Here is a 13,109-nt window from a genome sequence, read left to right on the forward strand (position 1 = left end):
CTACTGTGGTGAAAATGTTAGCATCTAAAATGATTGAACGGCTGCCTGAACAGAAATTCGGCACCGTCTTTGAAAAAATTGCTCAAAAGACAAAAAACGGAGCAACCATCATGAATCTAGGTCAGGGAAACCCTGATCTACCAACTCCTCCCCATATCGTGAGTGCCCTAAAGGAGTCAGCGGGTGTTTTGCCATTTCAACAATATGCCCCTTTTAGAGGCTTTGACTTTTTCAAACAAGCCATTGCAGATTTTTATAGATCGGAATTCGGTGCTGAGATTGATCCGCAGAAGGAAATTGCTCTTTTCACTGGCGGAAAAACGGGACTGTATGTCATGAGTCAGTGTCTGCTTGATCCAGGAGATATCGCACTCGTTCCCGATCCAGGATACCCTGAATATCATTCAGGCATTTTGATGGCGGACGCCCAGCCATACAGTATCAAACTTGAAGAGAAAAATGGTTATTTACCAGATCTCTCCTCAATTGATCGTGATGTAGTCAAAAAAGCAAAAGTACTGTTCTTGAATTATCCGAATAACCCCACGGGTGCTGTCGCAAATGAGGCATTCTTTGAAGAGGCTGCTACCTTTGCGGCCGCTCACGAACTGTATGTTATTCATGATTTCGCCTATGGTTCATTTCATTACGAACAAACACCCGTGAGCTTCATGAATACTCCTCTCGGGAAAAGTGTAGGCGTCGAATTATATTCTCTATCAAAGACTTTTAATATGGCAGGATGGAGAGTCGCTTTTGCTGTTGGAAATGAGGAGATCATTCATGCCATCAATACCTTCCAAGACCACGTGTTTGTCAGTATGTATGGCGGATTTCAACATGCAGCGACTGCTGCCTTGCAAAGTGATGACTGTCATATTCAATCATTAAGAGCGATATACCTTGAACGAATCAATTTCTTCATCCGGCAAGCGGCGAGAAAGCTTGGCTGGACAATCAAACGTCCACCCGGCGCCTTTTATTTATGGGCTCCGATTCCTGATGACTTTGAACATTCTCATGCCTTTGCTGACTATTTACTCGAACATGCCGATGTTGTCGTCACGCCTGGAGGAGTATTTGGAGCCAATGGGAGCCGTCATGTACGCATTTCAATGGTTGCCCCGATTGAAGAGCTTGCTCTCTTTATCGACCGTCTGTCCATCCTCCCCATTCGATTTCATCAAAAAACCCGCCTATAGCGGGTTTTTTTCAGTTTATATACTTTTCATCGTTCCACCGTCTACGGAGATTTGTTGGCCTGTGATATAAGAAGCTTCCTCTGATGCCATAAAAGCTGCCAATGACGCCATCTCACTCGCTGAGCCTACTCTTTGCATTGGGATACCTGATGCGACAGCTTGTACAGCCTGCTCTCGTGACACTCCCTGCTTCGTCATCATATTGCCGATAAATTGTTCATACCGATCGGTTGCAATAAAACCAGGATTTAAACAATTCACCGTAATACTAGACGACGCAAGCTGTGTGGCTGCATTTTTACTGGCATTAATAATCGCTGCATTCATCATACTATTCGTAAACATTTGTTCACCAGGTTCCTTCCACAGGTTCCCGACAATTTGAATGATCCGTCCATATTCATGTCTTTTCATCAATGCTACTGCACGCTTCATTGTATCTACGTAGGCGATGGCTTTTTGGGAGAAAGCAGCCAGCATCTGGTCAGTTTCACATGAATCAAATGTATCTGGTTTTCCTCCTGGAATGTTATTGATCAGCACATCGAGTCTGCCAAACTCCTTTTCTATTTCTTCAAAGGCTTCCGACCTCACCGCTTCAACCGACATATCTCCACAGAATAGAGACAGCGGTTCCTTTGTTTCTGTCATATCTTGAATGTGCTGTTTCGTCTGTTCAAGTGAGGCCATATTTCTAGAGTTGATGATCACCTTCATATCGCTCTGGGCGGCAAGTTTTATTGCGATTGCCTTTCCAATGCCTGTACTTGCCCCTGTGACAAATGCAATTCTTTTAGACAAACTCATCCACATCCCTTTTCATCAATATACATAAAATGACACATACAGAATGTATTTCAACAAAAAAAGACCTTTCTCCTGCGAAAGGCCTCTCTTCTCTATTTAAATGTCGTTTCCCAATTAAATCCGATCGCCTCATCATTCCACGCAATTCTCTTCTCATCTGGGTTTTTTGGATCGTACGATTCTGTTGTAAAATACACAATCTGCAGCGGCGTCTCTCCTAATACGCGGTAGCCATGGGCAACTCCCTTTGGGATGAGGAGCAGCATCGGATTATCTTCTCCCATATAATACACATCGGTTTGACCCTTTGTCGGGGAATCCTCTCTCAAATCGTATAAAACGACCTGTGCATGACCTGCTGGGAAAAACCAAACATCGTCTTGTTTTTCATGATAATGAAAGGCTTTGATCACTCCTGGGAAACTTTTCGACCACGACGCCTGCCCAAATCGCTTCAGCATCGGTTCGTCATCTCGAATAAGCTCTGCGAAAAAGCCGCGATCATCACAATGTTTCATGAGTTTTTTCGTTTGAACACCATCAATCATGCTGCTCGAATCTCCCTTCTTTCTGCAAGTATTCGTGAAGTGCATCCTTCCAATGTCTTGGCTTCCAGCCTGTCGCTTCAATTGCTTGCAGGTCTAAAACAGAGTAGGCGGGCCGAGGTGTTTGGAAACCATACTCTTCAGTGGAAATGGGCTCAATTGTCGTAGACAGACCGCTTGCTGCCACAATTTCTGTCGCAAAGTCAAACCATGAACAGCTTGCTCGGTTACTGACATGATAAATACCTGCTTTCTGGTCAAACAAGTGAATCAAAGCTTCTGCGGCATCCTTTGTATAAGTAGGAGACCCTAACTGATCATTGACGATGCGCAAATGATCCTTCGTTTCAGCCAGCCGAAGAATGGTATTCACAAAGTTATGTCCCTCATGTCCATAAAGCCACGATGTCCGAATGATCTTCACTTCATCTGACACAAGATGAATCAATTCTTCTCCAAGTTTTTTACTTTTCCCATAAATGGTTTGCGGATCTGCTTGTGCATCAACTTGGTAAGGGGTATCCGCTTGCCCATCAAACACATAATCTGTGCTGACATGTAATACATCAGCCCCTACGTTCTTAGCCTCAAGCGCTGTATAGTAGGCGCCAATCCCATTCACAAGATAGGCTTTTTCCGTTTCTGTTTCGCATTGATCCACAGACGTATAAGCAGCCGCACTGACAACAATATCCGGACGGAAATGTCTCATTGCATGTCTGACTGCCTGTTGATCTGTGATATTCAGCATACTCCTTGTTAAAGCAATGACTGTGATGTCTTTTTCTTTCAGCTGTTTCGTCAATTCTTTCCCTAATTGGCCGCCTGCACCGGTGATTAAAACTTTCATCGGTCACCCTTCTTCACTTTGATCATATTTGGCACGATACCAATCGATCGTTTTTTCGATACCTTTTTCGAATGAAGTTGCCTGCACCCAGCCAAGCTCTTCTTTTAGTTTACTGGCATCAATGGCATACCGCCTGTCATGCCCTTTCCGGTCTTGAATAAACGCGATTTGGTCATGAGAGATGCCTAGATGTGTGAGAATGGTTTTGGTTAAATCAAGATTTGTTTTCTCGTTGCCGCCGCCAATATTGTACACCTGACCGGCTGTTCCGTTTTCTACTACTTGTTTTACGGCTCTCGCATGATCCTCTACATACAGCCAATCGCGGATCTGCTGGCCGTCTCCGTATATCGGAATCTTTTCACCATTGACCGCTTTTCTAATAATGGTTGGGATTAATTTTTCTTCATGCTGATAAGGTCCGTAGTTGTTGCTGCATCTTGTGATCATGGCGGGTAGTTGGTGGGTGTGGATATAAGATTTCACAAGCAGGTCTGAACTTGCCTTGCTTGCTGAATAAGGATTATTCGGTGAGAGTGGTGTTTGTTCTGTGAAAGCAGGATCATCCGGCTCCAAATCTCCATATACTTCATCTGTCGAAATATGAATAAGTTTTTTCGCCTTTCCCTTTAAAACAGCTTCAAGCATACGATAGGTACCAAGGACATTTGTTTGGATAAAGGGTTCTGCTGACTCAATACTGCGATCGACATGTGATTCTGCTGCGAAATGAATGATGGCATCATAAGCTTCATCAAATACTTGATCCAGTTCGTCTTGCAGCGTGATATCTCCTTGGACAAAACGGAAATGAGGCAGCTTTGATAAATATTCCATTTCCTCTGGATGACTGGCATATGTTAATTTATCAAATACGGTAAGCCGGACATCGGACTCTTGAAGCAGCAGCTTCACAAAATTCAGTCCAATAAACCCTGCTCCACCTGTAATTAAATAAGACTTCGTCATTCGTATCCCTCTTTTTCCTTCATCGTTTCAAACATTTTTGTAGATGCTTCGTGGAGAGATTCATGTGTTCCTGCATCAATCCACCACCCTTTTAACATATCATAGGTCAGCTGGCTATTTGAGATGTAGAGATTATTCACATCAGTAATCTCTAGTTCACCTCGATCTGACGGCGAGATTTCCTCGATATATTGAAAGACGTCTTGATCATAAAAATAGATGCCCGTGACGCAGTAAGATGACCTCGGGTGCTCTGGCTTTTCTTCTATTGATAAAATTCGGTGATGAGCAGGATCAATTTCTGCAATGCCAAATCGTTTTGGATCTGCCACCTCTTTCAATAAAACCTTGGCTCCGCTTTCTTGTTGCCTAAAGGCGTCGACAAAAGGGCGTAATGAATCTTCAAATACATTATCACCAAGCATCAACACAAATTTTTCCCCTTGAGCAAAGGGCTCTGCATAGGATAAACCATCGGAAATACCAGACGCTTCTGGCTGTACTTGATACACAATATTCATCCCAAGTTCACGATCATCTTCCAGTAACTTTTGAAACAACGGAATTTGTTCTTCCTGTGAAATCAGCATCACATCTACAATTCCTGCTTCTTTCAGTTTGAATAATGACCAATAAATCATCGGGTATGGACCAACCGGCAGCAAGTGTTTGTTGAAAATCTTCGTTAATGGTGCCAGCCGTGATCCTTTTCCTCCTGCTAAAATAACTCCCTTCACATCTACACATCCTTATGTTCTTTTTGGTGTGAATTCATGAGGTGTATAAGAATGTTTTTCACTCGTTCGATTCCTTTTCCATCAATGAGTGAACGTCCATTAAGATGAATGCTTCTGCGGAGAAAATAGCTGTCAGACAGTTTTTGAACAGCTTGCAACAGGTCTTTTTCTTCCACAAGGTCACCTAATCCAAGGTGAAAACAAGCGCCCTTTTGCGCAAACATGCTCGCTGTCACTGCTTGGTGGTCTACTTGCGATAGGACAATGCTGGGCACCCCGATACAAATTACCTCATATAACGTCATACCGCCTGCTACGATAGCCACATCAGCTTCTGATAAAAGAACCGGTAGTTGATCTGTATGTTGAATGAATTGGATATGTTCCGCCTCTACTTGCTCTTTGATGTGAGAGGCTTTTCCTGCGACCGCTAAAATGTCTAGGTGATTTGTTTGAAGAAGCGCCGATACAGCCTTTGATAACAGGCCGCACGGATCACTTCCGCCAAGGCTGATGACCACCTTTTTACATTCTTTCCGAACCTCATATGTGTCTTTGAATTGATTAATCTCGTGATCTAACAATAAATAGGGCGTTCCATGATAATAAGCCGTGCCATTAACCTGCTCGTGCTTCCCGTCCAGACCGCCATAAATGCCGTTTATGACCGTGTCTGCAAGCTGACAGGCTTCCTCTCTTTTTTCCTCAAATAAGACCAGCCTCGCACTATCGCAGGAGTCTTTGATCGTTTGAAGAAACTGAAGATCACAATCAAGGACATCTATGACTAAAAGGTCAGGCTTTAGCTTTTTGATGTCTTGTTGGATTTGTAGAAGCGCATTCGACTCATGCACCATCTGAACGTGCCACTCTGGGTGCGAAAGCATTTCTACACAAATCTGATCATTTGTATAGAAATATAAGTCGTTCCCTTCCTGAAGCAGTTCTTTTGCCAAACGTTTCATTCTGACGACATGACCCATTCCTCTTAAAAAACCCCCATAAACAACAATCATGATTTTTTTGTTCATTCAGCATCCTTCTGTCTCACAGATTGATTCAAACGAACAATGTCTGGATGTTGTTCACAGATGGAAATGAGCTCAGCTGTCGGCACAGCAATAGAACCACCAGCTTTCTCTAATAAACAGGTAGCAAACACATAATCTTCTTCTGTATCAATCGTGAATCGATAAGCAGGATATGCAAGTTCTTTGGGCGGTGTGAATAATTGAAGGTGAAATTGCTCGGGATGCTTTCTGATATACAGCGTGACATGCTCACGTTCTGAATAAGTGAGGGGAAATTTGTCGATTTCACATAAAATAGATGCCTCAATCATTTCCCCGGAAATACCGAGTGGTGTTCCGTTCGTATATGTGTAGTCAGCCTTTTCCTGTCTATGTTTTTCAAGCATTTTCGACAAAAGCGAAGGATCTATAAATGGATTGTCTCCCGTTAAACGTACAACCGTTTTAGGCTCAAATTGGCGGACAATCTGCGCAAACCGCTCAAGCACATCTGCCTCACTGCCTCGAAACACCTTATGGCCCTTTGACATACAGTATTGAGCCAAATAGTCATCCTCTGGCTCGACCGTTGTGGCAATCATAAGGTTTTGCATTTTGTGATGGTAATCATCTGATTGCTTCACCCGCTCCACAATCAAATCAATCAGCGCCATGCCGCCGATCGGTTTCATCACTTTTTTGGGCAGTCTTGTTGATCCCATCCTAGCCTGAATGACAAAAAGTACATCATGCATCATCTCGAGACTCCTGCATGAGTACGTCTTTCCACGAAACACCTGTATGGGCTGGGATGTCTCTCACAGCCTTTGTGCCAAGTAAAATCGGCATATATCGCGGATGCAACCCCTGATTTTTTTGTCCAGGGCGCAGCACAGCTACATTTTCTGACGTGAGGGTCTCTCCCTTTGCAATGCCTTTTGTCGTAAAAATTCCTCGATACGCAAATTCTCGAATCTGCCCTTCAATGGCTGTTGTCGTTTTATAAGAACTGCCAAGAAGCTCCTCTGGTAATGAATGAACGTCTATTTCCGCTTGATTCCGCTGCTTTTCTGCTGCTCGAATGTGCTGAACCATTTCCTTTAATTCTTCAGGACTAAGAGCAAATGAATGATCCGCTCCGGGTAATGTTTTATCTATTGTAAAATGTTTTTCAATCATTGCTGCACCGAGCTTCACAGCGGCTACTGGCGCTTCCGTCGGGTGTTCACTATGATCTGAAAAGCCAATGACTGCTTCAGGGAAAGCGGACCTTAAGGTTTGAATTACCCGCAGGTTCGTATATGCTCTAGGAGCTGGATACTTTGCCACACAATGCATGATGGCGACTTGCTTATTTTGCTGGCTCGTAATCGTTTCGTATGCTTCATGAACATCAGCAATGGTGGCCCCAGCTGTTGAAAAAATGATCGGCTTGTGAAAAGAAGCCATATGACGCAAAAGAGGCAAATGGTTGATTTCATAGGATGCCAGTTTAAAAGCAGGCGGATTCGTTTGATTCAATAAATCAGCCGATTCTTCATCACACACGGTGCTTAAAAACATCAGTCCTTTTTCCTTACAACGTCTCAATAAGACAGGTAGCCATTCAGGCGGCAGCTCCATTTGTTCCACTAAAGAAAAAATAGACACTTCTTCTCCTTTGGCCGTTTCGTATAACCCCGGTTCCTTTTGATACATCCGATCCGCTTGAAACATTTGAAACTTCACCGCATCAGCTCCTGCTTCTTTTGCCACATCAATTAAAGCAAGTGCCTGATCCAGCTTTCCATCATGGTTAATGCCTGCCTCTGCAATGATAAAGACAGGCGCATCATCTCCCACTTTGCGATCTCCGATATAGAAATGCGCCATCTTACCTCTCTCCTTTTTTCGGCCACACATGGTAATACAAAAAGGCATTTGTTGTCCTAAACCCCATCTTTTCGTACAGCTGGATGGCTGTCGTATTATGAAGCTGTGTCCCCGCAGAAATGAAGTGATGCCCTCTGTGATGAGACACTTTCATCATCTCAATAAACAGCTTTTTTCCGATCCCTTTTCCTTGAACATCCGGTCTAATCGCAAAAAGCTCAAGCCCCATCTCATGCCCCTTTGTCATACCTTGAATCAAGCCAACCACTTCATCATTCACCTTGGCAACGAGGTTGATATCTGCGCGTCCGAGTAAGTTGTTTCTCATCCACTCCTGATAAAAATGCTGAACAACACGCTGGTCTAAATATGGATCAAGGGCATAACGGCTTTTCACAAAAGCCTGATCACCTAGTAAGACCGCCTCATCGTAATCCTTTTCATCTGGCACACCCATCACCACATCTTGATCTGATGATGGCATCTCCATGAGGGCAGGTGGTGCCTCAAGCCTAGTGAGACCACCGACATAATACACATGGGATAGTTTTTGAACAATGCGGTTTTTTTCAAGATCAGCCGCCTCAAGACGTAAAAAGAAAAAATCACATTTTTCTGTTCTCATCCAATTGATGAATCTCTCCATCAATTCTTTAAAGAGCAGCGCTGATTCAGCTTCCACAAACTTCACATGAAAAATATGCTTGTCAAAAATGCCGCTCTCCCATTTGGACCATTCGTATAACAGCACTGCTTTGAGCTTAGCGCCGCTGACAAGAGCAAACTGCTTGAATCCTGTCATGCGTTCCGCTTCATGACCATATGTTTTCAGCCAAGCTGCCAGCACCTGATCGTCTATTGCATGAACGACTTTCATGAAGAGGCCTTCTTGTCTTTTAAAATTGACACGACTGCGGTGATGACATCCTGCACATCTTCATCTGTCATACTTGGATAGAGCGGGAGCGAAAGCGTTCGTTTGTAATAAGTGAGTGCCTCAGGGAAATCCTCTGGTGAATGGTTATAGGTCTCTTGATAATATGGATGCAAGTGAACGGGAATAAAATGAACACTCGTGCCGATTTTATATTCCTTTTGCAGCTGATCAATCATGTCATCGCGTGTGATCATTGCTTCTTTTGGATCAACTTGCAACACATATAAATGCCACGCATGTCTTCCCTCATCATGTACAGGCGGCAAGATGAGACCAGCTTCATGTTGAAATGCCTGATTGTATGTCTTCGCAATCTGTTCTCTACGTGTCTGCATCTCCTTCAACCGGCTTAGCTGAACGAGCCCTAACGATGCTTGCACGTCAAACATGTTCATTTTATAGCCCGGTTCCTCGACCTCGTAATACCATGTTCCCTTTTCTCCATAACGATTCCACGCTCCCTTGCTCATCCCGTGAAGCGCCAGCCTTCTGATTCTAGCCGCAAGTGCATCATCATTTGTCGTCAGCATGCCGCCTTCACCAGTCGCTATGTTTTTCGTTGCATAGAAGCTAAAAGCGGTCGCATCACCAATTGATCCAATCGGTTGATCATGATAGGTCGTATAGAGGGCATGAGCGGCATCCTCCAACACGAACAAATCATATTTTTTGGCAATCGCTAAAATTTGATCCATATCACACGATTGACCAGCAAAATGTACAGGGACAACAGCTTTCGTATGTGGTGTAATGGCCGCTTCTAATTTTTTCGCATCTAGATTGAGTGTCGCCGGATCAATATCCACGAAAATAGGGGCTGCCCCCGTATGGATGATCGTATTGGCTGTTGCGCAGAACGTCAGAGGCGTTGTGATGACCTCATCACCAGCTCCAATGCCTCTCGCCTTTAACGCTAAAAATAGAGCAGCTGTGCATGAATTGACTGCTATTGCGTGCTTCGCTCCAGTCAGCTGCCTAAACTCTTCTTCAAACTGTCTAACTTTTGGTCCGGTGGACAACCAGCCGGACTTTAATGTTCCAATGACTTCATCAATTTCTTCCTGTTCAATAAAAGGCAGTGCATAAGGAAGAAATTGTGCTCTCTTTTGTCCCATATCGCTTGCACACCCCTATCTTCATCTCTGAAAATCCACGCCTGTTTTTGTTTTGAGCAGAGAAAGCAGAACATCGGTCGATTGTGCATGCGGATAATGCTCTTGAATGAAACGAGCACCTTGCTGTTTCGCCAGCTTCATTTCTTGTTCATCCGATAAAATACGGATCGCTTTCTCGGCCAACTCAATAGGGTTTTCCATGTAGCAGCTGCCAAGCGACTCGTAATAAGGGTATCTTCTGCCTTCTGTCATTTTTCCAATCAGTACACTCTTTTTAAAGAGCATTGCTTCCAGACCAACTGTTGATGTGAGCGTTATGACCATATCCATATACGGCAGGAGGTCATACAAGTCGATCTCTTTTTTAATTAATCTCACATGGTTCCCCGCACGTTCAATCGCTGTGTAGTCATTTAATCGATTTCGAGCGATTTCCCACGGATGCGGCTTCATAATCAGCTGAATATCTTTCCGTTTTGCAATTGTTTTAAGAACATCACCGTAAAAGGCTTCTGAAAACGGCTGTGTTGCCACGAGCACAGTCTTTTTGGCGGGATTGAAGTTCAATTTACGAAAGACCATTTCCTGTTGAAGCGGTGTTCGCTCCTGCACCAAATCAAATCTCGGGTGACCTGTGATCTCCACCTGCTCAGGCTGACAGCCTTTGTCTACATACCAGTCCTTTTCATATTTTCCAAACACTCCGTGGCAGGTGGTGAAAATCGGTAAAAAGGCTTCGTCTCCCATGAGCGCACCGTGCTGAAGACAAATACTTGTGAGATGGCGCTTCACGGTTTGCAAGGCGAGCACACGGCTATATGCATCCTCCGTCGTACCAACTACGACAGCTGTGATTGGCTGCATCTCAAATAGCGTTTCTATTTGGTCAATCACATCAATAAATTGCACAAGGTCCTTCCGAAGCTTTTCTCTAAAAAAGACATTGCCAAAGACAGGATGGTGGGCGTAAGGTTTCAATAGAGCATTTGCTTTTTCAATATATTCAACATGGGCTTCTTTATTAACCTCTCCGGCTAATTCCGGCTTGCTGATCACCGGTAATCCGAAATAATCAGCCTTCTTCCAGCGTGCGAGCACCACTGTTTGGTTCGGATGGAACCGCATGTAATTTTGTTCAGTAAAACGCAGGTGTTCAAAGTGAAGCAGCACCTTTCCATGACTCGGACGATAAGGGATATGCTTGATCTGCTGTTTATGCTGATCAAAAAATGGCTGAATGTCTTGCGGCTTTGGACAAGTCGTTGTCAGCTCTTCACCAAACGCCTCATCTTCCATACGTTCCCTCACTTCAGGGCTGATATATTGATAAAAATTACTGATTAATCCAAGGGGGATGTGGCGATAGGTTAAGTCTTTCATCAGATTCACATACTCAAAGTACACCTGCCAATAATGATGAATATAATGCGACACTTAAGGTCACCTCCCATGTCTTTGTTTTAATATATGACGGAGCTCCCTGCAGGTAGACTGCGGAGGAAGTGCTTGAATAAAATCGCTTTTCTCATCTTCTGCCAACTGATAATGAATAGACTGTTCTGTGATGTAGTTTGTATCCAATACCTCATCAAAAGGGTAGAACGGATAAAAGTGATTTAATCTAAAAAAGAACCGCGCATCCCCTATTCGATAAAAATGCGGACTCTCGTCCCAGTAGGATCCAAACTCAGCTCGAATCTTTGTTAAAATGGATGCACGATGTACAACTGAACAGTGATCAATAGCACAAGGTGCATTCCACTGCACCGTTTGCGCAGGTCGAATCGTTTCCTTTACTGGCTCTTTTTCGCTATTTAAATAGATAACTTTTGAACTAGAATAGACAATATGTTCATTTGGACGAGCATCTAAATAATTCGTGAGCTTCTCTAAACGGTCTGGTGCATAGACATTGTCATCTGTGGCATAGGAAATATACTCGCCCTTTGCCTGTTCTAATGCTTGATTAATGAGGACGGCATAGCGTGTTTTCGCCGTTCTTTCCTCCAGCGTTTTCACCCCGCTTTGGATAAAATGGATGCGTGGATCTTTACGGAAAGGCTCAATAGCAGCAAGGGTTTGTTCGTTTGATCCATCATCCATGATAAAAAGTTCAAAGTCTGACAAGGTCTGCTGCAGCACCGCTTCAATTGATCTGCCAACGTAGGCCGCTTTGTTGTAGCTCGTCATAATGACCGTTACTTTCGTCAATGTTTTCACCTCGGTCTCTTTTAAACTATGGTTATCATATGTGTCTCCTCTTAAAGAGACTGTAGAGTGACCTATTTTTTATAAAATTGGATTTTTTTCATGATCTATCTTTGAAAAACGTAAAAATTTTGGTAATATAAGTAATCATTTATGTGTATTAAAGGAGTAAAGAACATTGGAGTATATGAAGAGTGATCTCTCCCAAGAAGAGGAAGCAAAAGGTTTTTTTCGATTCTTTAAAATTTTTGTCGCGACAAAAACGATTATTCGCTCATATGAACATACCTCTATTCCCATGTGGCTGATGATACTCCTTGCAAGTATCGCTGGTACTAGCTGGATGTACGAAGGGTATTTTAGTGAGTATATGGGCAATCATATTCCATATCCTTTTATTCTGTTACACGGAGCAGGTTTTGGTATTTTAGTAGGCAATTTCCTTCTATTTTTCGGTTCATTCATTTTACAGTGGTTAGGGCGACTGTTTTTTGGCAGTAAAGCGCCGTATCGAGATGTGCTCAAAGCTTGCACACTGACGGTCATTTTTCCTTCCACCTTATTTGCTCTTACTTGGATTTTTACTGTGGGGTTGCTTGGTCCGTATACATTTGTGAAAATCTCACCCTATTTAGACCAGCACTATGAATTATGGTATTATCTCAGTGTTTTACCACTGGTTGATGCGTATACCAAGACATGGATATTTGGGATGGCTGTTTTAGGCCTTGTCGCTGTGATGAAGCTGAGAATATGGCAGGCCTTTATCATTGCCATCACACCGATCGCCTTATTTTTTCTCATCATGACCCTTCTCTATGACGTCCAGCGGGCTATGAATTGGTTGATGTAAACAG

The 13,109-nt window shown here is 43.4% G+C and carries 14 protein-coding genes; 2 read left to right on the forward strand and 12 right to left on the reverse strand.

Features of this window, described 5'->3' with window-relative positions:
- The first annotated feature begins 5 nt into the window (after positions 1-5).
- Positions 6-1,202, forward strand: coding sequence for an aminotransferase class I/II-fold pyridoxal phosphate-dependent enzyme (locus NST73_RS17775; RefSeq protein ID WP_084231783.1), 1,197 nt, complete (start codon positions 6-8; stop codon positions 1,200-1,202).
- A gap of 15 nt (positions 1,203-1,217) precedes the next feature.
- Here NST73_RS17775 and NST73_RS17780 read toward each other — a convergent pair whose 3' ends face one another.
- From NST73_RS17780 to NST73_RS17835, 12 genes are all read right to left on the reverse strand, one after another.
- Positions 1,218-2,009: an SDR family oxidoreductase gene (locus tag NST73_RS17780; protein WP_286069845.1), complete on the reverse strand. Its 792-nt coding sequence runs from the start codon at positions 2,007-2,009 to the stop codon at positions 1,218-1,220.
- Between the two features lie 92 nt (positions 2,010-2,101).
- On the reverse strand, positions 2,102-2,557 hold the full coding sequence (locus NST73_RS17785; RefSeq protein WP_008343612.1) for a dTDP-4-dehydrorhamnose 3,5-epimerase family protein: 456 nt from the start codon (positions 2,555-2,557) through the stop codon (positions 2,102-2,104).
- Positions 2,550-3,404, reverse strand: a complete 855-nt coding sequence (gene rfbD / locus NST73_RS17790; protein WP_039165197.1) for a dTDP-4-dehydrorhamnose reductase — start codon at positions 3,402-3,404, stop codon at positions 2,550-2,552. Before rfbD ends, NST73_RS17785 begins: the two co-directional genes overlap by 8 nt.
- Positions 3,405-3,407: 3 nt before the next feature.
- Positions 3,408-4,373, reverse strand: coding sequence for a dTDP-glucose 4,6-dehydratase (gene rfbB / locus NST73_RS17795; protein ID WP_024719470.1), 966 nt, complete (start codon positions 4,371-4,373; stop codon positions 3,408-3,410).
- Positions 4,370-5,110 (reverse strand): sugar phosphate nucleotidyltransferase, encoded by a 741-nt coding sequence (locus NST73_RS17800; RefSeq protein WP_178929765.1) that lies wholly within the window; start codon positions 5,108-5,110, stop codon positions 4,370-4,372. Before NST73_RS17800 ends, rfbB begins: the two co-directional genes overlap by 4 nt.
- A 2-nt stretch (positions 5,111-5,112) precedes the next feature.
- A complete protein-coding gene (locus NST73_RS17805; protein WP_342499252.1) occupies positions 5,113-6,141 on the reverse strand; it encodes a glycosyltransferase in 1,029 nt (342 codons plus the stop codon).
- Entirely contained in the window at positions 6,138-6,878 is a 741-nt protein-coding gene (locus tag NST73_RS17810; RefSeq protein ID WP_342499253.1) for a glycosyltransferase family protein, read from the reverse strand. Before NST73_RS17810 ends, NST73_RS17805 begins: the two co-directional genes overlap by 4 nt.
- Entirely contained in the window at positions 6,868-7,992 is a 1,125-nt protein-coding gene (locus tag NST73_RS17815) for an N-acetylneuraminate synthase family protein (RefSeq protein WP_342499254.1), read from the reverse strand. Before NST73_RS17815 ends, NST73_RS17810 begins: the two co-directional genes overlap by 11 nt.
- Position 7,993: 1 nt before the next feature.
- The gene (locus tag NST73_RS17820) at positions 7,994-8,869 is read right to left on the reverse strand and encodes a GNAT family N-acetyltransferase (RefSeq protein WP_216895470.1); all 876 of its coding nucleotides are present in this window, start codon (positions 8,867-8,869) and stop codon (positions 7,994-7,996) included.
- On the reverse strand, positions 8,866-10,044 hold the full coding sequence (locus NST73_RS17825; RefSeq protein ID WP_173408388.1) for a DegT/DnrJ/EryC1/StrS family aminotransferase: 1,179 nt from the start codon (positions 10,042-10,044) through the stop codon (positions 8,866-8,868). Before NST73_RS17825 ends, NST73_RS17820 begins: the two co-directional genes overlap by 4 nt.
- Positions 10,045-10,065: 21 nt before the next feature.
- Complete coding sequence (locus tag NST73_RS17830) at positions 10,066-11,478, reverse strand: CDP-glycerol glycerophosphotransferase family protein (RefSeq protein ID WP_342499255.1); 1,413 nt, start codon at positions 11,476-11,478, stop codon at positions 10,066-10,068.
- A 6-nt stretch (positions 11,479-11,484) separates the two neighbouring features.
- Entirely contained in the window at positions 11,485-12,255 is a 771-nt protein-coding gene (locus tag NST73_RS17835; protein ID WP_041508123.1) for a glycosyltransferase family 2 protein, read from the reverse strand.
- A gap of 175 nt (positions 12,256-12,430) precedes the next feature.
- Here NST73_RS17835 and NST73_RS17840 point away from each other — a divergent pair, with 175 nt between their 5' ends.
- Positions 12,431-13,105, forward strand: a complete 675-nt coding sequence (locus NST73_RS17840; protein ID WP_024719479.1) for a YIP1 family protein — start codon at positions 12,431-12,433, stop codon at positions 13,103-13,105.
- Positions 13,106-13,109 lie beyond the last annotated feature (4 nt).

The sequence above is a fragment of the Bacillus sp. FSL W7-1034 genome, assembly GCF_038593365.1.
In the GTDB taxonomy this organism is placed as follows: domain Bacteria; phylum Bacillota; class Bacilli; order Bacillales; family Bacillaceae; genus Bacillus; species Bacillus altitudinis.

What these genes read in the sequence shown, in the direction of transcription:
- NST73_RS17785 (WP_008343612.1), bottom strand. Translation starts at nt 2,557, where the DNA reads ATGATTGATGGTGTTCAAACGAAAAAACTCATGAAACATTGTGATGAT.
- rfbD (WP_039165197.1), bottom strand. Translation starts at nt 3,404, where the DNA reads ATGAAAGTTTTAATCACCGGTGCAGGCGGCCAATTAGGGAAAGAATTG.
- NST73_RS17820 (WP_216895470.1), bottom strand. Translation starts at nt 8,869, where the DNA reads ATGAAAGTCGTTCATGCAATAGACGATCAGGTGCTGGCAGCTTGGCTG.
- NST73_RS17815 (WP_342499254.1), bottom strand. Translation starts at nt 7,992, where the DNA reads ATGGCGCATTTCTATATCGGAGATCGCAAAGTGGGAGATGATGCGCCT.
- NST73_RS17780 (WP_286069845.1), bottom strand. Translation starts at nt 2,009, where the DNA reads ATGAGTTTGTCTAAAAGAATTGCATTTGTCACAGGGGCAAGTACAGGC.
- NST73_RS17810 (WP_342499253.1), bottom strand. Translation starts at nt 6,878, where the DNA reads ATGATGCATGATGTACTTTTTGTCATTCAGGCTAGGATGGGATCAACA.
- NST73_RS17825 (WP_173408388.1), bottom strand. Translation starts at nt 10,044, where the DNA reads ATGGGACAAAAGAGAGCACAATTTCTTCCTTATGCACTGCCTTTTATT.
- rfbB (WP_024719470.1), bottom strand. Translation starts at nt 4,373, where the DNA reads ATGACGAAGTCTTATTTAATTACAGGTGGAGCAGGGTTTATTGGACTG.
- NST73_RS17805 (WP_342499252.1), bottom strand. Translation starts at nt 6,141, where the DNA reads ATGAACAAAAAAATCATGATTGTTGTTTATGGGGGTTTTTTAAGAGGA.